The 24502-nt window shown below is 72.8% G+C and carries 19 protein-coding genes; 5 read left to right on the forward strand and 14 right to left on the reverse strand.

Features of this window, described 5'->3' with window-relative positions:
• Positions 1-23: 23 nt before the first annotated feature.
• The 6 genes from ABFY20_RS12150 to ABFY20_RS12175 all read right to left on the reverse strand — a co-directional run bounded on the left by ABFY20_RS12150 (position 24) and on the right by ABFY20_RS12175 (position 6908).
• A complete protein-coding gene (locus ABFY20_RS12150; protein ID WP_368496508.1) occupies positions 24-1322 on the reverse strand; it encodes a glycosyltransferase in 1299 nt (432 codons plus the stop codon).
• Positions 1319-3832, reverse strand: a complete 2514-nt coding sequence (locus tag ABFY20_RS12155) for a GH92 family glycosyl hydrolase (RefSeq protein WP_368496509.1) — start codon at positions 3830-3832, stop codon at positions 1319-1321. Before ABFY20_RS12155 ends, ABFY20_RS12150 begins: the two co-directional genes overlap by 4 nt.
• Before the next feature lie 165 nt (positions 3833-3997).
• Positions 3998-4528 (reverse strand): hypothetical protein, encoded by a 531-nt coding sequence (locus ABFY20_RS12160; RefSeq protein WP_368496510.1) that lies wholly within the window; start codon positions 4526-4528, stop codon positions 3998-4000.
• A 35-nt stretch (positions 4529-4563) separates the two neighbouring features.
• Positions 4564-5037, reverse strand: a complete 474-nt coding sequence (locus ABFY20_RS12165) for a hypothetical protein (protein ID WP_368496511.1) — start codon at positions 5035-5037, stop codon at positions 4564-4566.
• Positions 5034-6233, reverse strand: a complete 1200-nt coding sequence (locus ABFY20_RS12170; RefSeq protein WP_368496512.1) for a hypothetical protein — start codon at positions 6231-6233, stop codon at positions 5034-5036. The genes ABFY20_RS12165 and ABFY20_RS12170 overlap by 4 nt, the downstream gene beginning before the upstream one ends.
• 111 nt (positions 6234-6344) lie before the next feature.
• Positions 6345-6908, reverse strand: a complete 564-nt coding sequence (locus tag ABFY20_RS12175) for a cupin domain-containing protein (protein WP_368496513.1) — start codon at positions 6906-6908, stop codon at positions 6345-6347.
• Between the two features lie 169 nt (positions 6909-7077).
• Here ABFY20_RS12175 and ABFY20_RS12180 point away from each other — a divergent pair, with 169 nt between their 5' ends.
• Both ABFY20_RS12180 and ABFY20_RS12185 read left to right on the forward strand, forming a co-directional pair.
• The gene (locus ABFY20_RS12180) at positions 7078-7815 is read left to right on the forward strand and encodes a hypothetical protein (RefSeq protein ID WP_368496514.1); all 738 of its coding nucleotides are present in this window, start codon (positions 7078-7080) and stop codon (positions 7813-7815) included.
• Complete coding sequence (locus ABFY20_RS12185) at positions 7812-9419, forward strand: polysaccharide deacetylase family protein (protein WP_368496515.1); 1608 nt, start codon at positions 7812-7814, stop codon at positions 9417-9419. Before ABFY20_RS12180 ends, ABFY20_RS12185 begins: the two co-directional genes overlap by 4 nt.
• A gap of 20 nt (positions 9420-9439) precedes the next feature.
• Here ABFY20_RS12185 and ABFY20_RS12190 read toward each other — a convergent pair whose 3' ends face one another.
• The 3 genes from ABFY20_RS12190 to ABFY20_RS12200 are packed head-to-tail and all read right to left on the reverse strand — an operon-like array spanning position 9440 to position 16767.
• Positions 9440-12223, reverse strand: coding sequence for a BTAD domain-containing putative transcriptional regulator (locus tag ABFY20_RS12190; protein WP_368496516.1), 2784 nt, complete (start codon positions 12221-12223; stop codon positions 9440-9442).
• Between the two features lie 27 nt (positions 12224-12250).
• Complete coding sequence (locus ABFY20_RS12195) at positions 12251-15133, reverse strand: BTAD domain-containing putative transcriptional regulator (RefSeq protein ID WP_368496517.1); 2883 nt, start codon at positions 15131-15133, stop codon at positions 12251-12253.
• Positions 15134-15156: 23 nt separating this feature from the next.
• The gene (locus tag ABFY20_RS12200; RefSeq protein WP_368496518.1) at positions 15157-16767 is read right to left on the reverse strand and encodes a S1C family serine protease; all 1611 of its coding nucleotides are present in this window, start codon (positions 16765-16767) and stop codon (positions 15157-15159) included.
• Between the two features lie 156 nt (positions 16768-16923).
• On the opposite strand from ABFY20_RS12200, the gene ABFY20_RS12205 reads away from it, so the two are divergent.
• Positions 16924-17850 carry a PrsW family glutamic-type intramembrane protease gene (locus ABFY20_RS12205; RefSeq protein WP_368496519.1) on the forward strand — a complete coding sequence of 309 codons (927 nt, stop codon included), beginning with the start codon at positions 16924-16926 and terminating at the stop codon, positions 17848-17850.
• Here the strand turns inward: ABFY20_RS12205 and ABFY20_RS12210 are convergent.
• The gene (locus tag ABFY20_RS12210) at positions 17847-17975 is read right to left on the reverse strand and encodes a hypothetical protein (protein ID WP_368496520.1); all 129 of its coding nucleotides are present in this window, start codon (positions 17973-17975) and stop codon (positions 17847-17849) included. The two genes, ABFY20_RS12205 and ABFY20_RS12210, sit on opposite strands and share 4 nt — an antisense overlap.
• A gap of 61 nt (positions 17976-18036) precedes the next feature.
• On the opposite strand from ABFY20_RS12210, the gene ABFY20_RS12215 reads away from it, so the two are divergent.
• Positions 18037-18600: a gluconokinase gene (locus ABFY20_RS12215; protein ID WP_368496521.1), complete on the forward strand. Its 564-nt coding sequence runs from the start codon at positions 18037-18039 to the stop codon at positions 18598-18600.
• A gap of 48 nt (positions 18601-18648) precedes the next feature.
• Here ABFY20_RS12215 and ABFY20_RS12220 read toward each other — a convergent pair whose 3' ends face one another.
• Positions 18649-20169, reverse strand: a complete 1521-nt coding sequence (locus tag ABFY20_RS12220) for a SulP family inorganic anion transporter (RefSeq protein WP_368496522.1) — start codon at positions 20167-20169, stop codon at positions 18649-18651.
• A gap of 116 nt (positions 20170-20285) precedes the next feature.
• On the opposite strand from ABFY20_RS12220, the gene ABFY20_RS12225 reads away from it, so the two are divergent.
• Positions 20286-21077, forward strand: coding sequence for an alpha/beta fold hydrolase (locus ABFY20_RS12225; RefSeq protein WP_368496523.1), 792 nt, complete (start codon positions 20286-20288; stop codon positions 21075-21077).
• 150 nt (positions 21078-21227) lie between these two features.
• Here the strand turns inward: ABFY20_RS12225 and ABFY20_RS12230 are convergent, their stop codons facing one another.
• The 3 genes from ABFY20_RS12230 to ABFY20_RS12240 all read right to left on the reverse strand — a co-directional run bounded on the left by ABFY20_RS12230 (position 21228) and on the right by ABFY20_RS12240 (position 24386).
• Complete coding sequence (locus ABFY20_RS12230) at positions 21228-21878, reverse strand: hypothetical protein (RefSeq protein ID WP_368496524.1); 651 nt, start codon at positions 21876-21878, stop codon at positions 21228-21230.
• Between the two features lie 64 nt (positions 21879-21942).
• Positions 21943-23601, reverse strand: coding sequence for an ABC-F family ATP-binding cassette domain-containing protein (locus ABFY20_RS12235; RefSeq protein WP_368496525.1), 1659 nt, complete (start codon positions 23599-23601; stop codon positions 21943-21945).
• A complete protein-coding gene (locus ABFY20_RS12240) occupies positions 23598-24386 on the reverse strand; it encodes a hypothetical protein (RefSeq protein ID WP_368496526.1) in 789 nt (262 codons plus the stop codon). Before ABFY20_RS12240 ends, ABFY20_RS12235 begins: the two co-directional genes overlap by 4 nt.
• Positions 24387-24502 lie beyond the last annotated feature (116 nt).

The raw sequence follows: 24502 nt of genomic DNA on the forward strand, positions 1-24502 counted from the left end.
CGCGCCGGGTTGAGAGACACGCCCTAGGCGGGAACACCCTCCGTCTCGACGCGGGGGAAGCGGTCGAACAGCTTGTCGAAGACGGCATGCCGGTCGAACTGGAGGGCGTAGGCGCGCGCCTCGTCGGCCCACTCGCGGCGCTCGTCGGCCGAGGTGTGCAGCACGGCCCGGTCGATCGCCGCGGCGATCGCGTCGGGATCGTTCACCGGCACCACGATGGCGTGGTCGCCGATGGCCTCCCCGATGCCCCCGGTGAGCGTCGTGATCACCGGCCCGCCGCCGGCGAGCATCTTCTCGGCGAGGGCGATGCCGAAGGTCTCCACGAACTCCGGCCGCGGTTTCGACGGCAGCACGAAGGCCGCGCAGCCGGCCATGAGGTAGGGCTTCTCCGCGTCGCCGACATCGTCGAGGAAACGGATGCGATGCGCCAGCGGTGAGGCCGCCGCCAGTTCCTCGAGCGCTTCGGCCTGGGGCCCCCGGCCCGCGATGACGAGAGGCATCTCGGTCGTGCGTGCCACCTCGCTGCGCTCGAAGCCGGCGATGAGGTCGTCGACGCCCTTCGCATCCGTCAGCCGGGAGAGGAAGAACAGGTAGCCGTCGTCGACGAGCCCGCGCGAGTCGAGCTCGGCGGCCTTGGCCACCGGGTCGAGGTCGAGGTACTGGGCGGCGTCGATCGCCGGGTAGGAGACGACGATGCGGTCGCGGCACTGCTCGGCGAACCGGGTTCCGTGCTGCTCGTCGACGCGCTGAGCCTCTTCGATGATGAGGTCACGGGTGTACTCCGACACGGCGACGCAGTGATCTTGCGAGAGGTACGACGAGAGGATGTGCGCTGCGGCCCCGAGCCGCCCCTCCTCCACGGCGGTGCGCACCACGTTCGTGACGTCGGAGCCGACCGCCTCGGCGATGGTCGTGACGTTCACCGGCAGACCGGTGCCCCACGCCGCGCGCACGGCGTCGGCGACGGCGATGGTGTGCGGGCTGAGGTAGAGCGAGAGCGCCACGGTGGGCACGCCGTCGGTGAACAGCTCCACCAGGCGCCCGGTGATCCCGGCGAGGTAGCGGCCGTCGGGAACCTTGTAGTCGCCGACCGGGGCGGGCCGCTCGACGATGATGCCGGGGCTGTAGGGAAGCACCGTGTCGAGGGGCTTCAGCGGGAGGCCGGCGGCCGCGAGCCGTTCGATCGGCCAGGTGACGATGCGCACCTCGTCGAAGCCACGGGTGAGCGCTGTCTCGGCGAGGTTGCGCCCCTCGACCGAGTGCCCGCAGATCACCGGATCGGCGCGGACGATGATCACCAGGCGATTCCTGATCTCGGTCATGGGGTGTCTCCTGTCTGGTCCGGTTCGGGGAGGGCACGGGTCGGGGCCGCCGCATCGGTGACGATGGTCGGGTGGTCGGCGTGCGGAGAGTCGTCGGCATCGGGCTCGGCACCCGTGTCGATGACGCCGTGAGGGGCGTGCAGATGCGCCTGTTCGCGCGAGTCGGTGTCGATGGGGCCGGTCACCGACTCGAGCACGGTGTCGTGGGCGGTGGCGCCGGCGGCTCCCCGCGCACCCACCGGGGCGACGGGCTCTGCATGCGCGGTGCCCGTGCCCGAGCCGGTGCCGGCACCGCGGGACCCGTGCGGCGCCTCGTCGGCGGGCCGGCTCGACGGAGGCACGTCGGTGGTGCCCCACGAGCTCGGCCGCGGGCCGAGTCGCACGACGAGCGAGCCACCGGAGTGGAACTCCTCACCGCTCAACCAGGTGCGGTGCAGCGGTGTCCCGTTGAGGAGCGCCGACTGCACGTACTGCACGGGTCCACCGGCCTCGGGCTCGACGAAGCCCTCGGTGCGGATGGTGAACTCGCCCTCGCCGACGGCGACGGTGGCCTCGCGGAACGAAGGGGCGTTCACGAGCAGGATGTTCTGGCCGGCCACCGGGAAGAGCCCGAGCGACGCCCAGACGTACCACGAGCTGAGCCCGCCCGAGTCGTCGTTGCCGGGCAGCCCACCGCGCCCCGTGCCGAACTGCTGGTGCACGATGTCGTGAACGATCTCAGCAGTGCGATCGGGGCGGCCGGCGTAGTGGTAGGCCCAGGGCGCATCCATGTCGGGCTCGTTGTTCAGTCCCTCGAAGCGACCGAGCCTGTACCCGGCGAGCAACTCGTCTGCACCGGGCTTCAAGCCCGGCTGCACCACCGGCTCGGCGCCGTACCCGAAGAAGGCGTCGAGCTGCTCGATGAAGCGCTCGCGACCGCCGCTCACGGCGATGCGCCCCTCCATGTCGTGCTGCAGGCGGAACGAGTAGTTGTAGCGGCTGCCCTCGTAGTAGGTGGAGTCTTTCAAGAGCCCTGACTCGGGGTCGTAGGCGTTGACCCAACGTTCCGCCAATGCCTCGAACTGGGCGGCGAGCGCCTTGTCGCCCACGTGCCGGGCGACCTTGGCGGTGCACCAGTAGCCGAAAGCGATGTCGAGGGTGTGCGAGATCGGATGCGCCTCCCCCCGCAGCAGGTACTCCTCGCCGTAGGTGCGGCGCAGGTCGTCGCTCATGTGCACGAGCGCCCAGTCCCAGTCGATTCCGGGCACGCCGAGCTGGCAGAGATCGGCGAGCAAGGTGTGGGCGAGGGCGCTGCCCTGCCGGGAGAAGCGGTCGCCGCCCCGCGCCAAGCGGTAGCCGATGGGGAAGTTGCCCTCCTCCTCGCAGATGGTGAGCAGGGCGTTCGCGAGCTCGACCGCCTTCTCCGGCTGCAGTGCGGTCAGCAGCGGCAGCTGGGTGCGGTAGATGTCCCACATCGTCGAGATGTCGAAGGCGAACGGGCCGTCGGCCGGCCAGAACGGGCTCTCCGACGGGGCGAAGCTCGGCTTGATGAGCGAGTGGTAGAGGGCCGTGGCGAAGACGGTCTTGCGGGCGCGGCTCGGCGTGTCGACCGTGATCGCCTTCAGCTGCTTGCGCCAGGTCTTCTGGGTGCGCTCCCGCCTGGCCTCGAAGCGCGCGGGGCCGGGGCCGCAGTCGTGGCGGAGGTTCCGCTCCGCCTGCTCGACCCCGCGGAAGGAGAAGCCGATGCGTAGCTCGATGGTCTGGCCCGGTTCGCTCGGCCCGGCCCACATGAGGCCGAAGTTGCGCAGGGTCGTCGGCCTGATGTGATCGAAGTCGAGCCTCGTGCCGCCCGGCATGAGCCGGCGGTCGTACCAGAGCATCTGCCGCCACTGCGGGGTGTCGGCCTCGATGTGCACCGCGATGGGCGCCCCCTCGGCCACCACGACCCCACTCGCCACGCCCGGCTCGATGGTCTCGAGGTGGGCGCGCAGCGGGATGGTGGAACCGTAGGGGATGGCGAGTCCGCCGAGCGAGAAGTCGATGACCACGCGGGCGTTGGAGTGGCGCGGGAAGGTGTAGCGATGCACCGCACTCTTGGGGCCGACGGTGATCTCGGCGGTCACGCCGGAGTCGAGGGTGGCGGTGTAGTAACCGGGCGACGCATCCTCGTCGACGATCTCCCAGCTGCGGCCGAGCACGTCGAGCGGCTCGATCATCGGGGTGACCCTGAAGTAGTTGTAGTACTTGCGGATGGCGCCGGTGCCCGACTGCTGGAAGTGCGAGAAGCCGCTGGCGAGGTTGGTGTCGTGGATGGTGTCGGGGATGCCCTCGAGGCTGAGGTCGTACCGCCCGTACCCCGTGGGGTAGGCGCCCGAGTAGGCGCAGGCCGAGACCATGCCGAGCGGGAAGGTGGCCCCGGGGTGGGTGTTGCCGATCTGCGGCTTCGGCCACCACCAGGTCGCCGCGAGACCCGACTGCGGCGGAAGCGCCGTGACGTCGGTGCCGATGAACGGGTCGACGCGTTCGATCATGTGCGGGCTCCTCGGTCTCGGTGACCGATGCTGCCGGTCGTGCGGTGGTACATCGTCGGAGAGTAGGTTCCGGATGCGGCCGGAACGTGAACCGCCGGTGTCGAATCGGAGAACGGGACGACGGTGCTGGGGAGTGGGGCTGCCATGGGATCCTCTGCGGTCGGGTCAGGGTGGGGGCGCGGTGAGGAGCGCGGCGCGCTCGGCGAGGTAGGGGGCGAGCGGGGCGAGGGCGTCGGAGCCGGCGGTGGCGTTCCAGCGCACCAGGAGCTCGCCACCCCGCGCCACCACGGCGCCGTCGCCGCGGCGCAGCGCCGTCGGGTCGAGGTCGACCTCCCGTGCATCCCAGTTGACGGTGTCGCCGCGGTCGAACTTGCCCTGGAAGGCCGCCCTGCGGTAGTCGCGGCGCTGCTCGGCGCGCGGGTTCTGGTTGGTCACCCGTCCAGGGTCGACGGCCCTCGTGACCGAACCGGTGGTGAACAATCGCCCCTCGGCATCGAGGAGCAGCACGCCGAGCCGCCAGACCCGTTCGACCGGCACCATCACCGGTGCCCGTCGTACACCGAGGATGGGGCGGCGGGTCTCATACGAGGCGAGCGCCTCCGTGCGGGCGCCCGTCTCCTGAAGCGCCCGCACGGTGGAGCCCAGCAGCTCGCCGAGTCGAGCCGCGATCGTGTCGTCATCGGCGCGGTCGTCCATACGGAGACGTTACCTGCCCGCGTGTGTCGGTGGTGTTACGGGTCGAGCGACCGGGCGCGTCGGTCGCCCGCCCAGGCGAGCAGCACGGCACCGCCTGCGCCCGAGAGGGAGCCGAGGGCCGCTGCGCCGAGCGATTGCGGGTCGGGGCTCACGAGCAGCACGGCCGCGAACAGGACTGCGGCCACCGCTGCTCCCCCCGCTCCGGCGACGATCACCGAGGGTGCCCGCAGCGTCCACAGAACGACGGTGACGACGGCGAGCACGGTGCCGAGGGCCACCCCGAGAGCAGCGCCCGCCGCCGATGCCCAGAACACCGCGTAGAGCAGGATCTCGGGCGACCCCGTTCCGCCGAGCGGTGAGGGCTGGAGCACGGTGTCGGGGAGGAAGGCGAGGAGAGCTGCACCGACGCCGAGACGGGCGGCGAGCAGACCCCCGGCGGGAAGAGCGAGCACCGCGGTCGAGAGCGGAGGGCGGGGCCGAGCCGCCCTCCGCCCCGACCCGGTGGTCATACGCCGCCGCCTCCGCCCGATCCGGTGGCGCTGTCGGCGACGCGCTTCCAGTAGAGCAGCCAGTTCGCCCCCGCAGCGCGCGAGTTGATGAGGTTGATGGCGGGCCCGTTGTCTTTGCGCACCATCGCGTGCACGTAGAGGTGCAGGTAGCCGCTCGGGTCGTTGTACCAGGAGAAGGTGATGAGCGAGCCCGCTCCGTCGAAGTGCCCGTCGAGCGCGAGGAACTGGAGGGCTCCCCCGTTCGCCGTCTGCGCCTTGACCGGAGCCGCCGTCGCCGTCCAGGTGAACGGCGTCACGCTGAGCGGCAGGATCTCGCCGTCGACCGGGTAGGAGCGGGGCGCTCCGAAGATGGGGAAGTAGCAGTTGAAGCACCCGTGCAGCAGTCGCGAGACCGCGTTCTCGCTGGCCTTCGGGTGGTTGACCGACCATCCGGTGCTGCTGGTGGAATAGTCGTAGCTGTAGAGCCACAGCGGGTCGAGCAGCACCGGGAACCGGGCGCCCTCGAGCTCGACGTGCTGGGTGAGCGTGCTGCCGCTCCACGAGTACGTGGTGGGCAGCGAGCGGCCCGAGGCGTCGCGCGCCCAGGGCGCGGCGAGGGTGCCGATGTAGTGGTGCGAGGCATCGGAGAGGAGGGTGTCGCCCGTCGGCAGCACCGTGGGGTAGCTGCCCTCGGGGAGCGCGAAGTCGTAGGAGCTCTGCTCGCCGGCCGAGGCGTCGGCGAGCGCCGTGAGCAGGCGCACTCCATCGCGCACGGGCTGGAGGTAGGCGGCCGAGGCGTCGTCGGCTCCGTCGAACCAGCTGATGCCCTGAGCCTCGCGGGCGGCGCCGCGGGCGCCGTTCACGGCGATCGACACGGGGAGCCCGGCGCCTTCGGTCTCGGCGGGAGCCAGGTGCAGCGCCTCGCCGGCCTCGGCGGGGAGCCGCAGCTCGAACGGCGTCGCCCCGGTCTGCCGAGCGAGCTCTGCACGACCCACAGCATCGAGCGGCGGGAGGGTCTCGTCGAGCAGCTCGGGTGCCAGCGCCTCGAGGAGGGCGACAGGGTCATGGATGCTCGGCGCCGGCTGGGCGGAATCGGCGGACTGGCCGGGTGGGGCCGCGGCGGCGGGTGTCGCGATGAGCACGCCTCCGGTCAGTGCGACGAGTGCAGCACCGGCGAGGAGCGTGCGGCGTGAGGGGCGGTGGAGCGAACGGGGCATGGAGGAGCCTCTCTTGGTCGATCGTCCCCACGAACCTGCCGTGCACTCACTTTATAGACATAGTGCGTTCGTGCCACATGTTTTCGAGCAGAACTCATCCTTTCGGACGACTCATTGCGGGTCGCAGTGGCTGAGGTCGGTCTCGGCGAGCGGGCTCCCCTCGGCGATCACGTAGGTGACGAGCAGCACGACGTCTTCGGTGCCCTCGTTCTTGCCCTCGTGCACGTAGTGCGCGCCTTCGACGATCGAGTCGCCGGCGAGGTACTCGTGCACGCCGCCGGGATAGACGGGCGCGTAGTGCGTGAGCGTGCCCTGCTCCACCACGGCGACGAGCTGTCCGTCGTGGCAGTGGAGGCCGGTGCCGGCACCGGGTTCGATCGTGATGCGGCGGTAGGCCACCTGCACCGGGCCGGTGACCTCGACGTCGACGGCGGCGTCCTGCCCGCCTTTGCCGAGTTCCTCCACGACGACCGGTGCCTGAGTCGCGAGGGAGGCCGGCGGTGTCGGAGACGCAGCCGTCGGGGTCGACCCCGCGGCGGTCGCCGCCGCGGGGGATGCGGCGACGTCCTCGGGCGGCACCGAGCATCCGACGAGGGCGACGAGCAGTGCTGCCGCGGTTACGGCGCCGAGCGGTCCGCGGGCGCGGCGCAGGGTGGTGCGGGTGCTGTGTCGCATGGAGACCTCGTCACGGGGCGGTAGGGGCGCCGTCCCATGGTGGCAGCGGGGTGGTCGCCGTAGGCGGCTGCGGCCACCCCCAGTTCGGGGAGTTCCCCGTGCCGCGCCGCACGTGATCGACTGCCGTCGCCTATCCTGATCGCGATCCGCCCACCACCCGAGAGCAGCCATGACGACCCGCGACCTCCTCGACGGCCGGCGACGACGACCGCGCCGACGCGCCCGCGTCGCCGTCATCGTCTCCCTAGCCGTGGTCGTCGTGCTCGCCGCCGGGATCGCGGTCGCGCTCTGGTGGCTCCCTCCCGTGCTCGCCGAGACGCCGCGCGAACGCCTCGAGGCCACCACCACGGTCACCGTCTTCGACGACGACGGCTCCGCCTCGGTCGTCGTCGACCCCGGGTGGCTCTCGATCGGCGTGGGGCCGTTCCTGCCCACGGCGACCGCCACCCTGGTGAGCCCCGACGACGCGTACCGTGCGCGCTTCGGGCTCGCCGGCCCCGACGGCTTCGACGCGACAGCGCTGCTCGACTCGCTCGGGTTCGGGGAGGCCACGGCGACGGCCACCTCGTCGCCCGGCGGCTCCGACGGCCCCGGCGGCTCCGCCGCACCCGACAGCCCCGACGCTCCCGACGGCCTCGTCTGGAGCGAGGAGACCCTGAGCAGCGGTGCCGTGGTGCGCTACGCCGACGTCGTGCGGGGCGACGACACGGTGACCGTCGCATCCGTCTCCGCCCCGGCCGACGACCCGAACCGCGCCGTGCTGCTCACCCTCGTCGCGTCGACGCCCACGGCCACCGCGGCGGACTATCGCACGGTGACGGCGCAGCTGCTCGGCTCGGTGACCTTCGGCCCGCCAGGCCACCCCACCGCATCCCCCTCCCCGTCTGCGGCGGGAGCCCTCCGATGAGGCCGCGCCTGCGCCGGGCCGTGGGTGCCACCGCCCTCGCCGTCGTGGCGGCGCTTCTCGCCGGGTGCGCGAGCATCCCGCCCGCCCCCGCCTGGAGCCCACCGCCGGCAGCGGTTCCCGCCGTCTCGCTCGGCGACCCCGCGGCCGCGGGCGGAGACGCGCCGGCCGATCCCGCCGCGGCCGCCCCCTCGGCCCCCGGTCTCGACGTGCGGCTGCTCTACAACGCCGACCCGGCCTCGCCGGTGGCGGCGCGTTGGGGCGAGATCCCCGGCAACGACGCCTTCACCGCCCTGCTGCGCGGCAGGGTGACCGATGCGATCGCCGCGCACGCCGCGGCCACCGGCGTCGCCTACCGGCCCGCCGCCGACGCTCCCGACATCGGCGCCGACATGCGCGGCTGCCTGCCCGGCTCGTCGACGAAGCCGGCGGCCGAGGTGCTCGCCGACCCCGGGCTCGCGCCGCAGACCGGCGGCCCGGTGCTCTCGGTCAGCTGCGAGGTGAGGGCGGCGGCGGGCGACATCCTGGTGGAGGCGCTCCGCATCATCACCGCGACCGACGGCCAGGTCACCTCCGACGACACCACCGTCTACTACGTGCAGACCTCGGGCGCCTTCATCACGACGAGCGACACCTTCCTCAGCGACGAGGGCCTGCGCATCCTGCTGAAAGACCTCGTCGAGGCGCTGAAGATCGCCGCGGGCGCGCTGCGCCCCGAGATGACCCAGAGCGTCGACGAGTTCCCCCTCGACCAGCTGCGCACCACCTTCGCGGCACACACCTTCGCCGCCGACGGCTCGCTGCGCATCACCGTGCCGAGCGACTTCACCACGCCCGAACTCGACCGGCTCGCCCGGGTGCCGCGCCCCGACCCGCTCGTGATGACCGTTCCCGCCGCCGAGGTCGCGGCGCTGCTCACCCCGCAGGGCGCGGAGATCCAGACGGTGCTCACCTCCGGCGCACCGCTCGTGCTGCCCGCCGGGCCCACACGGGGTCAGCAGCAGGTCGACTGCGGGCTGTTCGCCTGTGTCGCGCTCACCTACGACGACGGGCCGGGCGAGTTCACCGAGCAGGTGCTCGACGAGCTCGACGCCCGCCGTGCCGCCGCCACCTTCTTCCTGCAGGGGTACCGGGTGGGGTCGCGGCCCGACACCCTGAAACGGATGCGCGACGAGGGTCACGAGATCGGCAACCACAGCTGGAACCACCCCGATCTGACGAAGCTCACCGACGAGGAGATCCGCGATCAGCTGGAGCGGACGAGTGCCGCGATCGCGGGCATCACCGGCTCGGCCCCGACGACCTTCCGCCCGCCGTACGGTGCCGTGGACAAGCGGGTGCTCGATAAGACGAAGCTCCCCGCCATCCTCTGGACCGTCGACACCAACGACTGGCAACTCCCCGACGACGCGACCCTGATCTCGCGGGCGGTGGCGCAGCCGGGGCCAGGAGCGATCGTGCTGCTCCATGACGTGCACGAGAACACCGCCCGTATGACCCCGGCCATCGTCGACGGGCTGCTCGGCCGCGGCTTCACCGCGGTCACGCTCGAGCAGCTGCTCGGTGGTCGGCTCCCCGCGCCGCACACCACCACCAGCCACGGCTGAGGCCGAGGGGTTGATGGCCCTCAGGAGCGCGCGGCGGAGGCTGCGGCGCGCACGGTGTCGCCGAAGGAGCGGGTGGTGCCGGTGGCGACCGCGGCCTGCCACTCCGCGGGGCTGAGCGCCGCACGGGCGCGGGCGCGGTAGTCGACGGCGTAGCCGCCGTCGGAGGCGACGGGGTCGTAGTCGTGCCGGGGCCCGACCTGGTCGAGCGCCGCGAACACCTCGGCGGCGATGCGGTGCCGCTCGAGCACCGTCAGCGCACAGCCCGCGATGTTCACCGCGGCGCAGGCCGACTGCCAGTCGCCCGACCGCACGCAGGTCGCCGCCGCCGAGAGCAGCACCCCGAGCGCCTCGGCCGCGCGCCCCACCTCGAGCAGCGTCTTGCCCGTGGTGTACGCGGTGCCGCGCACGGCCCACCCGTGGCCGAGCGCCGTCGCCCGCACGTGCGCCTCGTCGAGGCAGGCCAGCGCCTGCGCGGGCTTGCCGAGCGCCCGCAGCGCGTCTCCCCTGATGTGCAGCTCGTTCACCAGGAGCCACTCGGGAACGGCCCCGGGCGGCGCCGCGGCGATCTCGGCCGACGACGCGGCGAGCTGCCGCTCGGCCTCGGCGGCGTCGCCCGCCCCGGCGTCGAGGTAGGCGCGCTGCGTGGCAGCGATCATGCGGTACGCGGGGCTGTCGGCCCGCACCGCCGCCGCCGCGAGCACGTCGACCCACTGCGACACGCGCCCCACGGTCTCGACGATCGCGCTCATGAACGTCGCGGCGTGGGCCGCTCGCGCCTCGGCGAGCGGCTCGTCCGGCCCGTCGAGGGCGAGCGCGGTGCGGATGCTGCCGAGTGCGTAGGGCACCATGCCGCGCTCGTACCAGTACCAGGCCTGTGCCCCCACCAGCCGCACCGCGGTGGAGCGGTCGCCGCGGGCGACCGCGTTGCCGAAGGCCAGGTGCAGGTCTCGCCGCGACACGTCGAAGCGCGCCCGGACGGTCTGGCCGCCTGCGGTGACGAGGAGCGGACTGTCGCGCTCGACGAAGGCGAGCATCCATTCGCCGTGCCGCACCGACCAGGCGTCGACGTCGACGCCGAGCTCGTCGAGCATCGACCGGGCGACGGCGCGCACCGAGTCGAGCAGCACGAACCGTCGCACCCCGCCCTCGAGCACGGTCGCCGACACGAGCGACTTGCGCACAAGGGAGAGCAGCAGCACGCGGGCGTCCTCAACGTCGCACACCGCACTCACGGCCTCGTGGCCGAACTGCCCGCCGAACAGCGACAGTTCGGCGAGCAGCCGGCGCTCGTCGTCGCCGAGCAGCGACAGGCTCCAGCGGATGGCGTTGTCGAGGCTGCCGTGGCGCCCCGTGGCCGACGCGGTGAGCGGGATGCGCCGGTCGGTGCGGATCGACTCCAGCAGCTCGTCGACGGTGAGCACGTCGAGCCGCGAGGCCGCAAGCTCCAGCGCGAGGGGGATGCCCTCGAGCGCCTCGCAGAGGCTCGTCACCGTCTCGAGGGCGTCGGGATCGAGCGCACCGTCGCCGAGGGTGTCGGCGACCCGGTGCAGGAACAGCTGCACCGCATCCGGAGCATCTCCGCCCGTCATCGGTCCGAGCGCGACGATGCGCTCCCCCGGCATGCGCAGCGACTCGCGGCTGGTCACCACGATGGAGAGCCCCTCGCAGCGACCGAGCAGCTCGGCGACGAGGGCGGCGACGGTGCCGAGCACGTGCTCGGCGTTGTCGACGACGAGCAGAGCCCGGCGGCCGGTGAGCACCTGAGCGACGGAGTCGAGGGTGTAGCGGGGCGCCCCGATCACAGTGGCCAGGAGCGGGAGCACCTGCTCGGAGTCGGTGGCGAGGGTGAGGTCGAGCAGCCACTGCACCTCGTCGACCGACCCCGGCGTGCGCCGTGCCGCCTCGATGGCCAGCCGCGTCTTGCCGACGCCCGCGGGGCCGACGAGCGACACCAGGCGCGAGGCGGCCCGGCCACGGGCGATGAGGTCGAGCTCGCGGGCGCGGCCGACGAAGTGGGTGAGCGGGATGGGAATGCCGACGCGCTCGACGCCGGCCTCGAGGTCGTCACCGGCGGCGAGCACGACGGGGTCGTGTCGCACGATCGACTGGCGCAGCTCGAGCACACCGCCCGGTGCCACCGCGCCCCGCTCGTCGGCACGTCGCAGGAACCCGTCGACGGCCGCGAGCGCGTCGCTCGTGCGCCCCGCCCGGGCGAGCGCCAGAGCCCGCACGAGCAGCGGCTCTTCACGGTCGGGGAAGCGGCCCACGATCTGGTCGGCCAGCAGCGCGGCGACGGCGTGCTCGCCGTGGTCGCTGCGCCAGCGGGCGAGCTCGAGCAGGGCGTCAGCCCTGAGCTCCCACAGCTCGTCGCGCACCCTCTGCACGAAGGGGTGCTCGCCGAGGCCGGCGAACGGCTCCCCCTGCCACGACCTCTCGGCGGCGGCGGTCGCCTCCGCGCGGGCCGCCGGGGCCAGGTTCGCCGCGTGCGCGATGCCGTCGCGGTAGGCGAGCAGATCGACGGATGCGCGCGGCACGTCGAGCAGGTACCCGTCGCGGCTGCCGCGCAGCACCTCACCCCACTCGCGCCCGCGCAGGCGGGAGATGTGGGCTCGCAGGCTCGACAGCACGGCATCCGGCGGGTCGGCCCAGAGCTCCGCGATGAGGAGCTCGGCCGAGACCGGCTCCCCCGCGTCGAGCGCGAGCCGAGCGACGATGCCGCGCGGGATGCCACCGCGCACGGGCACGACGACGTCTCCGTTCCGCGCGACCGCCGCGCCCGACAGCCCGATCATCCACTCCGTCACCCGCGCCCCCCGCCGCTCGTCCGTATCCTAGAGCTCGAACGGCGCGGAGGGCAGCGCCGAGGCCACGCGCAGGGTCTCCCGCACGGTGAGCCTCCGGCCTGCCGCCACGGCCCGGGCGAACTCCTCGGGCGTGAGCCCCACCGCCACCAGATCGCGGTGCTTCCTGGCGTCGTCTCCTTCGGCGGTCACCGGGTTGTACGAGTAGCGCTCGCCCAGCTGATCGACGGCGCCGAGCAGCTGGGCGCCCTCCTCGTGCCGTTCGACCAGGGCGCAGGCACCCGCGAGGGTGTGCAGCAGGGCGAGGCCCGAGGTGGCGTCTCCGGCGGCGAAGGCGGCGGCGGCTCCCTCACGGAGCACGGTCACCGCCTCCCGCGGCCGTTTGGTCTCGACGAGCACCTTGCCCGCGACATAGGCGGCGGACGACCTGATCCACTCGTGCCCCACCTCGGAGGCCAGGCGGTGCGACAGCCCGAGCGCGGCGAGCGCCTCCTCCGAGCGGCCGAGGGCCCGCAGCATCTGCCCCTCGCACATGGCGACCTCGCTCCGCACCCAGGGCGCGGTCTCGACGGCTGCGGCGCTCGCGGCGCCCATCAGCTGCTCGGCGAGCTCGGCCTCCCCGAACAGCGACCGGCCGTAGGCGGTCTGCGCCAGCGCGAGCGCCTGCACGGCCCGGTCGCCCGCCGCTTCCGCCGCCTCGTAGGCGAGACGGATGTACTCGAAGGCCGCCGGGGCGTCGCCCAGCTGGTAGGCCAGCAACGTCACACCGATGTACGCGGGTGCGTCGACGACGGGGTCGCGCTCCCCGGGGAGGGCGAGCGCGCGCTCGAGCGCTGCGCGGCCGTCGACGAGCATGCCCTTGAGGAACCAGTGGTGCGACAGCGCCCCGCAGATGCGCAGCGCGGTGGAACGGTCGAGGGCGCGGTTCGCCGTGGCCAGGGCGAGCTGCAGGTCGGGCCAGGCGGCTTCGATCTCGAGCCGCGCCGACCGGGCGTCGGGGGTGCGCAGCAGTGGCCCCAGCCGCTCGGCGAGCCCCGCGAACCAGAGGCTGTGCCCGCGCCACCACTCCTCGGGCACCTCCGCGCCACCCGGCTCCTCGCGGAGGAAGGCACGCACCGACTCGAGCAGGCGGTAGCGGCGTGCGCCGCCCTCGCCGTCGGTCGGAGTGACGAGCGATTTCTGCACCAGGTCGAGGGCGGCCTCCGCAGCGGCCTCGCCGCAGACGCCGCGCACGGCGTCGAGGGTGAAGGAGCCCGCGAAGCGCCCGAGCTGCTGCAGCAGTGCCTGCTGGCCGGCGTCGAGCAACCGGTACGACCAGCGGATGGAGCTGGTGAGACTCGCGTGCCGCCCGTCGGCGTCTCCCGGGCCCACGAGCTCGAGGGCGCGTTCGAACAGGGAGTCCTCGAGCTCGCCGAGACTCAGCACGTCGAGCCGCGACGCGGCGAGTTCGAGCGCGAGCGGGATGCCGTCGAGGGCCCGGCAGATGCGTCCGACGGCTCCGGCGGGCCGGTCTGGCGCGGCTCCGGCGAGCGGGTGGCCGTGCCCCTCGTCGCCGTCCGAGCCGGAGGGCGGCCGGGAGAACAGCTCGTCGTCACCCAGCCCTCCTGCGAAGCCCGCGGCATCGGCGGCCCGCTCGAGGAAGAGCTCCACCGCGTCGGGCTCCGCCTCTCCCAGCAGGGGCTCCAGCCTCACCACGCGCTCACCGGGGATGCGCATCGACTCCCGGCTGGTGGTGAGCACCTGCAGTTGCGGGCAGAGGGCGGTCAGCGCCACCGCGAGCGACGCGACGGCGCCCAGCACGTGCTCGGCGTTGTCGAGCACGAGCAGCACCCGGCGACCGCCGAGACGGGTGGCGATCGCGGCGACGTCGTGCTCGGTCGCCCCCACGGCGTCGGCGACGACGGCCACCACATCCTCCGGCGTGGCGGCGGCGGTGAGCTCCACCATCACCTGCTCGTCGTCGATGGCCGAGGTCGCCTGTCGGGCCACCTCGATGGCGAGTCTCGTCTTGCCCACCCCTGCGGCTCCCACGATCGTGACGAGCCGTGATGCCGCGCGCGCCTCGGCGATCACCGCGCGTTCGCGCGCACGGCCGATGAAGCGGGTGAGCGGGATGGGGATGCCGGAGCGTTCGACCGCCACCGCCGACAGCCCCGCAGACACGACCGCCGGGTCGCGGCGCACCACGGCGAGCCGCAGCTCCGCCATGCGGGGCGGGAGGTCGAGCCCCTGGCCCGCGGCGAGCCGGTCGCCGAGGGCATCGATCGCCTCGAGCGCCTCGGAGCTGCGGCCGGAGCGGGCGAGCGCCGTGGCGAGCAGCCGCGTGGGCTTCTCGTCGAGCGGATGCCGGGCCACCAGCGCGGTGAGCGGACCCACGGCGAGGGCGTGCTCCCCGCGCTCGAGCCACAGCTCGGCGAGGGTCTCGACGGCGCCGCGCCGTTCTTCGAGAACGCGCTCGCGGAGCGCCCGCACGAAGGGGAAACCGTCGAGCCCGCGCAGCGGCTCGTGGGTGGCGAGCGCCTCGGCCGCGGCGAGCGCCTCGGCCGCCGCGTCGGCACCGTTGCCGTGCTCCGCCGCGCGGCCGAGCAGCGCCCGGAAGCGGAGCACGTCGACCGCCTCGGCCGGGAGGTCGAGCAGGTAGCCCTGGCGATCGCCGTGGATGGCGGCCGGGAAGCCCTCGCTGCGCAGGCGCGAGATGCGGGAGCGCAGGTTGGTCAGCGCCGTCGCCCGGTCGCCGGGCCACAACTCCGAGATGAGCTCGTCGGCGCTCACCGGCTCGCCCGCCGAGAGGGCGAGCCGGGCGACGATGGCGCGGGGGATGTCTCCTCGCAGCACCACGGCATCCTGACCCGACCAGACGCTGAGCGGGCCGAACAGACCGATCGAGACGGCGGATGCGTCGGTGCGGGTCACGGGGATCACGATAGCGGCCGGGCTCACGCGAAGCTCGCGATGACGCTGCCCACCGCGCGGTCGATGGCCCCGAGGTCGTCTTCGCTCAGCGCGGTGACGGCCATCGCCATGAGGTAGCTGCCGTCGTTCGCGACGGCGGAGACCATGAGGTAGTCGGCGCCGGTCTCGCCGCAGCCCACCCAGTAGTCGAACACGCCGGTGTGCGCGCCGTCCTCATAGCTGTCGGAGGTGGAGAGCCGGCAGCCCGATTCCTGCAGGTACGGGGTCACGAGCTGCAGCCAGTCCTGCGGGGTCGTGTTCGACACCGCGGTGTCGGAGGCGAGGGCGGAGATGCCGGGCACGCTCCAGCCGTTCTGGTAGGCGGCGAGGTCGGTCGAGGCCTCGATGCTCTTGTAGGTGTTGCCCTTGCCGTCGGTGAAGGGGGAGAGGTCGCGGTCGGCCCAGGCCGTCGGCACGTCGACGGCGAGGCCCTGCGTCTCGTCGACGACGGTCTCGAAGTCGGCGAGGTCGGTGCCTCCGCCCGAACCGCCCGTGCCGGCGCTGCCCCCGGCGTCGCCGGCGTTGCCGGCGTCGCCGAGCACCGTCACCGCTTCGACGGCGGTGCCGTTGAACTGGCCCTCGTAGTAGACGCCGTCGCTCGGGCGGTACAGCTCCACCGAGAGGGTGGCGTCCTGCCCGTGGGTGCGCAGCACGTCGCAGTAATCGGAGAGAGTTCCGTCGGCGCCGAGGCCCACGCCCTCCATGCGGGTGAGCAGATCGCCCGGCTCCACCCCCGCCACATCGGCGGCGGAGCCCGAGGCGATCGAGTTCACCCAGATGCCGAGACCCTGGCCGCTGTCGTCGACGAGGGCGGTGCCGTTCACACCGAGGCTCAACACGCTCTCGCCGGCGGCGAGCCGTTCGATCACGTCGCGCGCCTCGTCGCGGTGGATGGCCAGGTTCTGGTCGTACTGGTCGTTGCCGGCGTAGTTCACGCCGACGATGCGGCCGTCGCTGTCGATGAGGGGCCCGCCCGAGTTGCCGGGCCGGATTCGCGCGTCGTGCTCGATCGTGTGGTCGAGGCTCGCCCACGGGGTGTCCTGCGCGGTGTCGGCCTTCGAGACGATGCCGCGGGTCATGGTGAAGGTCGGGTCGCCGAGCGGGAAGCCCGCCGCGTACACGTCCATCGCCGTCGGGATCCCGCCCTCGTGCCAGCCCAGCGTGGGGTACCCGTCGCCCTGCAGGTCGATGACGGCGAGGTCGAGACACTCGCTGGAGCCGAGCACCTTCGCGTTGAGCGTCTCCGACTGGTCGCCGCCGCGCCACACCTTGAGCGTGCCTGCGCCGACCACCACGTGGTTGTTCGTGACGACGAGGCCGCTCGGGTCGATGACGAAGCCCGAGCCGCGGCCGGCGCCCTCGAAAGCGCCCTCGGGCGAGACGAAGGTGCCGACGGCCTCGATCTGCACGACCGCCGACTGCACGTCGTCGAAGCCGACGCCCGTCGAGGAGCCGCCGGAGGCCGAGCCGCCGCCGGAGGCGCCAGGCGTGCCGATCGAGAAACAGCCCGTGAGGGCGAGGGTGAGCGACACCCCGAGGGCGGCGACGCCGCCGCCCCGGGCGAGTCGGGTGAAGAGGATGCGATCTGAAGTCATGCTCCGACGGTAGGAAGAAGACGGGTACCCCGGTGGGCGGTTGCACCTCGCTCAATCGCCGTGCAATCGGCAGCAACGCTCCGGCTGCGGCGGTCCGGTGACGGGATACCCCGTAGCCTCCCGCGGCCCACCTCGCCGATGTGGTTCATTACTGTCATGTCGACCACAGCATCCGCCGCCCCACCGAGGGTACGCCGCTCGCACCCCGCCGTCTGGATCGCCCTCGCGGGGGTGATCGTCGGGCTCGTGGTGGCCGGCACCGGAGGGGCGCTCGGCCACAACAGGCTGCTCTTCGCCGCGGGCGGCTTCCTCTCCTGCGGCGCCGCCCTGGTCGCGGCAGGCGTGAGCCTGCACCGCCTGCTCGCCGTCGGCTCGCTCACCGGGCGACGGGCGGCGACCTGGCTCGGAGTCGCGTCGGGGGTGCTCGCCTTCGTGGTCGCCCTCGTGGTGGAGCTGTCGGCGGGGCACATCCCCGGGTTCCTCGGCTCGACCGAGGGCTCCTTCGTGCTCGCGGGGCCGATCGAGGAGGCGATGAAGCTCGCGCTTCCGCTCATCCTGCTTGCGGCGGGTCCGCGCATCCTGCGCGAGCCGCGCCTCGGCGTGTGGATGGTCTTCGTGAGCGCCGCCCTGTTCGGCGTCGTCGAGGGCACCATGTACGTGGCGAACGAGGCGATCCCGTCGGCGTCGAGCTCGGCCGGCGCCGCGACCCAGGCCGACGCCGACGCCATCATCGCGGTGCTGGGGCCCGTGCTCACCACGCTCGAGCGCACCGTCGTCGAACTCATGCACCCGTTCATCACGGTGGGTGCCGCGGCGCTGATCTGGCTGGCCGTCTCCCGACGGCGATCGGTGGCGGCCTGGATCATCGGCGCGTTCCTCGTCGCCGCAGCCCTGCACTCCTTCAACGACGCCGTCATCGGCGGGCCGTGGCTGCGAGCCGTGAACGCCTACCTGCCGCTTCTGGCGAACTCGCTGTTCGTGCTGCTGGTCTACCTGCTCTGGTACCGCCCGCAGGTGCGACGCACCATCCCCGCGGAGCTGGCCGCCGCCAACCCGAAGCGGTGGCGGCCGACGCCCGCCTAAGGGGCGTCGGTGTCGTGGGCGGAGGCGTCGTCATCGTCGTCCTCCGCCGTGTCACCCACTTCGACGGGGCCGTCGGGCCCCAGCTCGGTCTCGATCTCGTACGGGTCTCCACTGGTGTCGGTCATCTCCCCAGCCTCCCCCTCCGCCGACGATCCGGCATCGGATGCTCCCGGTAACCTTGACCCGATGACCGAGCCACACACAGCGCCCAGCACCACCGCCTCCGCCGCTCCGGCCTCCTCGCGCACGCCCTCGCACCCGCCGCTCGTCGTCGTCGGCGGGGTGTCGGGCTCGGGCAAGTCGACGGTCGGCTCGCAACTCGCCGCCGCGCTCGGGGTTCCGTTCATCGACGGCGATTCCCTGCACAGTGCGGCGAACATCGAGAAGATGTCGGCCGGGCACCCCCTCACCGACGACGACCGCCTGCCCTGGCTCGAGACCGTGGGCCGCACGCTCGGCGAGCACGCGTCAGGCGGCCTGGTCGTCGCCTGCTCGGCGCTCCGCCGCCGTTACCGCGAACTCATCCGGGCCGAGGCACCCGGGGTGTTCTTCGTCGTGCTCACCGGCCCGCGCGAGGTTCTCGAGCAGCGGCTCGGCGACCGCCCGGGCCACTTCATGCCCGCCTCCCTACTCGACTCCCAGCTGGCCACCCTCGAGCCGCTCGAGCCCGGCGAGCACGGCGCCGAGGTCGCGTTCACCGACGCACCCGCCGACATCGTCACCGAGATCGAGGGCGCGCTCGGCGCCTGAGCCCCAGGTCTCCCCGAGCCCTGCGGCCGATTCGAGCGGCGGGCGTGCTCAGCCCAAGTGGCCGGAGAGCCGCCCGTGGAAGAGCTGGCTGCGGTCGTCGAGACCCGTCACCACGGCAGCCACCCCGTGCTTTTCGAAGCGGGTGATCACCGCGTCGAGTGCGGCGACGCTCGACGCGTCCCAGATCTGCGAGTCGCTGAAGTCGATCTCCACCCGCTCGGGGTCGATGGCGTAGGAGAAGCGCTCGACCAGGTCGTTGCTGCTGCCGAAGAACAACGGGCCGTGAACGGCGTAGCGGGCCACCGCATCCTCACCCTCCCCGGTCACCACCCTGGTCACCGAGATGACGTGGGCGACCCGCCGGGCGAACAGCACCATCGCGAGCAGCACGCCGCCCGCTACGCCGAGCGCGAGGTTGCCGGTGGCCACGACGACCACGACCGTGAGCACCATCACGAGGGTCTCGGGCACAGGCATCCGTCGCAGGGTGGAGGGCCGCACGCTGTGCCAGTCGACGGTGGTGAGCGCCACGATCATCATCACGGCGGCGAGCGCCACCATCGGGATGCGCGCCATCACGTCGCTCAGCAGCGTCACCAGGGCGAGCAGCACGAGCCCGGCCACGAAGGTCGAGATGCGGGTGCGGGCCCTCGCCATCTTCACGTTGACGACGGTCTGGCCGATCATCGCGCATCCGGCGATGCCACCGTAGAAGCCGGCCAGGATGTTCGCCACGCCGAGCGCCCACGACTCCCGGTTCTTCTGCGACCGGGTGTCGGTGATGTCGTCGACGAGCTTGGCGGTGAGCAGCGTCTCCATGAGGCCCACGAAGGCGATGCTGAGCGCGGTGGGCAGCACGATGCCGAGGGTCTGCAGGTCGAACGGCACGAGCCACGGGGTGAGGCCGGGGAGGGCCCCGCCGATCGCGCCCTCGTCGCCGACGTCGGGCACGTCGAGCCCCGCGACCACCACGATCACGGTCACCACGACGATCGCGACGAGCGGCGCGGGCACCGCCTTGGTGAAGCGCGGCAGCAGCACGACGATGAGCACGGTGGCGGCGAAGAGGGGGTACACCACCCACGGCACATCGATCAGGTGCGGCACCTGCGCCACGAAGATGAGGATGCCGAGGGCGTTCACGAAGCCGATCATCACGCTGCGCGGGATGAAGCGGGCGAGCCGCGCGAAGCCCAGGGCGCCGAAGGCGATCTGCACGATGCCGGCGAGCAGCACGGCGGGAAGCAGGTACTCGACGCCGTGCTCCTTCACCATCGGCGCGACGACGAGGGCCACCGATCCCGCGGCGGCGGTCACCATCGCGGGCCGGCCGCCGAGCACCGACATGGTGAGGGCGAGCACCACCGAGGCCAGGAGACTCACGATCGGGTCGACACCCGCGATCACGGAGAACGAGATGACCTCGGGCACCAGGGCCAGCGTCGTCACGATGCCGGCGAGCACCTCGCGGCTGAGGAGCACAGGAGAACGGAGGGCCGTCAGCGTGGTGAGCTGTCGGGGGTCGGCTCCGGCGCCGCCTGCCGCCTCGCCTGGTGTCGTCGCGCGCACGATCGTCGTCTCCCTCCGTCGGTGAACCCGTCGGATGGGGTCGACTCCATGCTAGGCGGTGCCCGAGGGTCGATCCGTCACGTGCCGGTGTCGGTGGCGGATGCTGTACTTACGTCATGAGCACAGCCCTCTCTGCCGACGGAACGAGCATCGCCTACACCGAGACGGGTGACGGGCCACCTGTCGTCATCGTGGGTGGCGCCTTCTCCACCGCCGCCGCGGGCGCGCCGCTCGCCGCGGCACTGGCCGAGGCGGGCTTCCGGGGCGTCATCGTCGACCGTCGCGGTCGTGGCGACAGCGGCGACGCCGGCCCCGCCGCCTACGCGCCCGAGCGCGAGGCCGACGACCTCGCCGCCGTCATCGAGGCCGTGGGCGGCGACGCCGCGGTGCTCGGGCACTCCTCCGGTGCCGTGCTCGCACTCCTCGCTGCCGGGCAGGGTGTTCCCGTGCGGCACCTGTTCCTGTCCGAGCCGCCGTTCCACTTCGGCGTCGACGAGCCGGCGGCCGACCTGCCCGAGCGGCTGCAGGCGCTGATCGACGGGGGTCGTTCCGACGACGCGGTCACGCTGTTCCAGCGCGAAGCCGTGGGGCTGCCCGAGGCCGTGGTGCAGCAGATCCGGTCGAGCCCGATGTTCGCCTCCCTGGTGCCGCTCGCCCAGTCGGTGGTCTACGACGCGCTGCTCACCCGTGCGGTCTCCACCCCGACCGCCGCCATGCTCGCCGTGCCGGCACCCCTCACGATCCTCCGCGGCGACCCCACCTTCCCCCTGCTCGTGGCCGCCGCCGAGCGACTCGCCGCGGCCATCCCCACCGCTGAGCTCGTCGTCGTGCCCGAGTCGCGCGACCACGGCGTCGACCCCGCCGGCACCGCCCGCGAGATCGCGCGCCGCCTCGCCCCGCCGCGGTAGCCGCCCTCCCTCCCGAAGCGGACTCACTTTCTTGCGGACAAAGTCCGTCGGAACGTGGTTTCGGACGGACTTTGTCCGCACGAAAGTCGTCGCACGAGGGAGGCAGGTGCAGCGTGACCCGCATCCCTCACATTCGAGGAAGTCGTCGGGTCAGGGGGTGTGGGTGCAGCGGGACTCGCTGGTGATGGTGAGGGTCGTCGAGCCGTCGCCGTCGGGGGCGGCGACGACGGTCATGGGCACGAGGGCCTTGCCGATGAGCTCGAGGGTCACGCTGCCGGGAGCGGCGGTCGCACCTCCAGGGGCGGCGGCCTGGCCGCCTCCGTCGTCGGCAGGGGCGGGGTTGTCGGTCGTCACGTACCAGCCGTCGGCCTCGTAGTGCTGCTTCACCTCGTCCGACCAGGCGGCGGGGTCGAGGCCCGTCACCCCGCCGAGCACGCGGGTGACGGCCGCCTGCTCCTCGGCGCTGCCGTCGGGACAGGCCTGCACGACCGCGCTCTCCTCATCCGTCGCAGGGGCAGAATCCTCCGGGAGCAGGGCGACGAGCCCGTCGATCTGCGTGGTGACCTCGGCGGTGACGCCGTCGAGGGTGGTCGGGGTGTCGGGTCGCACGGTGGCGACTCCGATCAACACCACGGCGACGATCACGGCCGCGATCCCGGCGGCGACGAGGGTCGCGGGGCGCAGCAGCCCGCCCCACCGCTCTCCGCGATCGGGCATCACCGGCAGCTTGCGGCGCGGCAGCAGCCTGAAGTGCTTGAGCGAGTCCCCCCGGCCGGCCGGCCGGCCCCTCTCCTCGCTCATACCCCCACCCTACGGGTGACCCCCTCCCCCTTCCTGAACGGCCTGTCCATGGTGGGGATGCGCGTCAGCGCTCGGTGAGGCGGCCGGCGTCGACGTGCCAGTGGCGGGTGAGGCGCACGGTGTCGAGCATGCGGCGGTCGTGGGTGACGAGCAGCACGGTGCCGTCGTAGGAGTCGAGCGCCTGCTCGAGCTGCTCGATGGCAGGGAGGTCGAGGTGGTTCGTCGGCTCGTCGAGCACGAGCAGGTTCACCCCGCGCGCCTGCAGCAGTGCCAGCCCCGCCCGGGTGCGCTCACCCGGCGAGAGCTCGGCGACCGGCCGTCCCACGTGGTCGGCCTTGAGGCCGAACTTCGCGAGCAGGGTGCGTACCTCGGCCACCGGCCACTCGGGCACCTGCGCCTCGAAGGCCGCGGCGAGGGAGGGCGCCGACGCGTCGCCGAGCACGGCTCGCGCCTGGTCGATCTCACCGATCGCCACCGACGACCCGAGCGATGCGCTGCCGGCCGAGGGCTGAACCCTCCCGAGCAGCAGGGCCAGCAGCGTCGACTTGCCCGCCCCGTTCGGCCCGGTGATGCCGATGCGGTCGCCCGTCGCCACCTGAACCGACACCGGCCCGAGCGTGTACGAGCCGCGCGAGACCACCGCAGAAGACACCGTCGCCACGACGCTCGACGAGCGCGGGGCCGCGCCGATGGTGAACTGCAGCTGCCACTCCTTGCGCGGCTCCTCCACCTCGTCGAGCCGCGCGGTGCGGCTCTCCATCTGCCGCACCTTCTGCGCCTGCTTCTCGCTCGACTCGCTCGCCGCCTTGCGCCTGATCCTGTCGTTGTCGGGCGCCTTCCGCATCGCGTTGCGCACCCCCTGGCTCGACCACTCCCGCTGCGTGCGGGCTCGCGCGACGAGGTCGTCCTTCTTCGCGGCGAACTCCTCGTATTCCTCCCGGGCGTGCCGCTTCGCGACCGCCCGCTCCTCGAGGAACGAGTCGTACCCGCCGCCGTACACTCGGTTCGTGCCCTGGGCGAGATCGAGCTCGAGCACCCTGGTGACGCTCTTGGCGAGGAACTCCCGGTCGTGGCTGACGAGCACGACTCCCCCGCGGAGCCCTCGGATGAACGCCTCCAGCCGGTCGAGACCGTCGAGGTCGAGGTCGTTGGTGGGTTCGTCGAGCAGCACGACGTCGAAGCGCGACAGCAGCAGGGCGGCGAGCCCCACCCGGGCCGCCTGCCCGCCCGAGAGCGAGGTCATGAGCGCCTCCGCGGAGACCTCGAGGCCGAGCTCGGCGAGCACGACCGGCAACCGCTCTTCGAGGTCGGCGGCGCCGCTCGCGAGCCACCGTTCGAGCGCCGCCGAGTACCGGTCGGCAGGGTCCACCCCGCCGGCATCCGGCTCGGGCGACGCGAGTCCCTCGGCGGCGTCGTCCATCTCGGCGGTCGCCGCCGCAGCGCCCGTGCGCCGCGCGACGTACTGCGCCACCGTCTCACCGGGCATCCGCTCGTGCTCCTGCGGCAGCCAGCCCACGAAGGCGTCGGCGGGCGCGAGCGACACCTCCCCCTCGGCGGGCGCATCGATGCCGGCCAGGATGCGCAGCAGCGTCGACTTGCCGGCCCCGTTCGCTCCCACCACGCCTACGACGTCACCGGGCGCCACGACGAGGTCGAGCCCGCTGAACAGGATGCGGTGGTCGTGACCGCCGGAGAGCCCCTTCGCGACGAGGGTGGCCGTCATCGCGACAGCAGCTCGGCCGCACTCCCGGTGCAGCTCGCCGTGGCATAGGCACCCGAGGCGGTCTCCTCGGCGATCACCAGGCCGTCGAGCGTGACGCGGCAGGTGACGTCGCCGCCGTCGGCCCCGTTCACCGCCGTGATCGTGTAGCTGGCGTAGCTGTCGGCTCCCCCGAACGGCACCTCGAGCGAGTTCTCGAACGGCAGGTCTTGAGCCAGCGCCTGCTGCGTGGTGAGGGCCCCGCCGATCGAGATGGTGTAGGTGATGTCGACGTCGGTGCCGGTTCCCTCCACCTCGTAGACGAGCGGCACCGTCTCGGAGGTCAGCCCGCTGTCGTGCAGCGCCGAGTTCACGAGACTGCCGAAGAACACGAAGGTGTAGACGACGGCCATCACGATGGCGGCCAGCAGCGCGACGAAGCCGATGATCGAGCCCGCGACGCCGAGCCCGCGCCCGCGGCCGCTGATGGCGGCGATGATGCCGACGATGACGGCGGCGAGCGCGATGAGGAGCGCCAGGTAGTTGAACAGCGGGATGAAGGCGCCCACGAAGGCGACGATGCCGAGGATGAGGGCGGCGACCCCGAGACCGTTCCTCTTCGCCGGAGCAGGAGCCGGCCGAGGAGCAGGTGAAGGTGCAGGCGAAGACTGCCGGGTCGCCGTGGGCTGCGGCCCGGGCACACCGAGCTGCGCCGGCCCGCCCGACGGCGGAGTCGGCGGCACCGCAGGGGGGTTCGGCGGCACGGGCGGGGTCGGCGGCACGGACGGATACGGCGGCAGATCGCTCATACCCCGATCATGCCCGATGCCACCCGAGTTCACGAGCTGTTCACCCCCGCCCCCGGTGGCACGGGAAACCGCCGGGGCTAGACAGGGCCTGTGCGACCGACCGGCCGCGGGAGGGG

Source organism: Herbiconiux sp. A18JL235 (assembly GCF_040939305.1).
GTDB lineage: Bacteria > Actinomycetota > Actinomycetes > Actinomycetales > Microbacteriaceae > Herbiconiux.

Excerpts from the sequence above, each read along its gene's own strand:
- ABFY20_RS12150 (WP_368496508.1), bottom strand. The coding sequence starts at position 1,322 with ATGACCGAGATCAGGAATCGCCTGGTGATCATCGTCCGCGCCGATCCG.
- ABFY20_RS12155 (WP_368496509.1), bottom strand. The coding sequence starts at position 3,832 with ATGATCGAACGCGTCGACCCGTTCATCGGCACCGACGTCACGGCGCTT.
- ABFY20_RS12160 (WP_368496510.1), bottom strand. The coding sequence starts at position 4,528 with ATGGACGACCGCGCCGATGACGACACGATCGCGGCTCGACTCGGCGAG.
- ABFY20_RS12165 (WP_368496511.1), bottom strand. The coding sequence starts at position 5,037 with ATGACCACCGGGTCGGGGCGGAGGGCGGCTCGGCCCCGCCCTCCGCTC.
- ABFY20_RS12170 (WP_368496512.1), bottom strand. The coding sequence starts at position 6,233 with ATGCCCCGTTCGCTCCACCGCCCCTCACGCCGCACGCTCCTCGCCGGT.
- ABFY20_RS12175 (WP_368496513.1), bottom strand. The coding sequence starts at position 6,908 with ATGCGACACAGCACCCGCACCACCCTGCGCCGCGCCCGCGGACCGCTC.
- ABFY20_RS12180 (WP_368496514.1), top strand. The coding sequence starts at position 7,078 with ATGACGACCCGCGACCTCCTCGACGGCCGGCGACGACGACCGCGCCGA.
- ABFY20_RS12185 (WP_368496515.1), top strand. The coding sequence starts at position 7,812 with ATGAGGCCGCGCCTGCGCCGGGCCGTGGGTGCCACCGCCCTCGCCGTC.
- ABFY20_RS12200 (WP_368496518.1), bottom strand. The coding sequence starts at position 16,767 with ATGACTTCAGATCGCATCCTCTTCACCCGACTCGCCCGGGGCGGCGGC.
- ABFY20_RS12205 (WP_368496519.1), top strand. The coding sequence starts at position 16,924 with ATGTCGACCACAGCATCCGCCGCCCCACCGAGGGTACGCCGCTCGCAC.
- ABFY20_RS12210 (WP_368496520.1), bottom strand. The coding sequence starts at position 17,975 with ATGACCGACACCAGTGGAGACCCGTACGAGATCGAGACCGAGCTGGGG.
- ABFY20_RS12215 (WP_368496521.1), top strand. The coding sequence starts at position 18,037 with ATGACCGAGCCACACACAGCGCCCAGCACCACCGCCTCCGCCGCTCCG.
- ABFY20_RS12225 (WP_368496523.1), top strand. The coding sequence starts at position 20,286 with ATGAGCACAGCCCTCTCTGCCGACGGAACGAGCATCGCCTACACCGAG.
- ABFY20_RS12230 (WP_368496524.1), bottom strand. The coding sequence starts at position 21,878 with ATGAGCGAGGAGAGGGGCCGGCCGGCCGGCCGGGGGGACTCGCTCAAG.
- ABFY20_RS12235 (WP_368496525.1), bottom strand. The coding sequence starts at position 23,601 with ATGACGGCCACCCTCGTCGCGAAGGGGCTCTCCGGCGGTCACGACCAC.
- ABFY20_RS12240 (WP_368496526.1), bottom strand. The coding sequence starts at position 24,386 with ATGAGCGATCTGCCGCCGTATCCGTCCGTGCCGCCGACCCCGCCCGTG.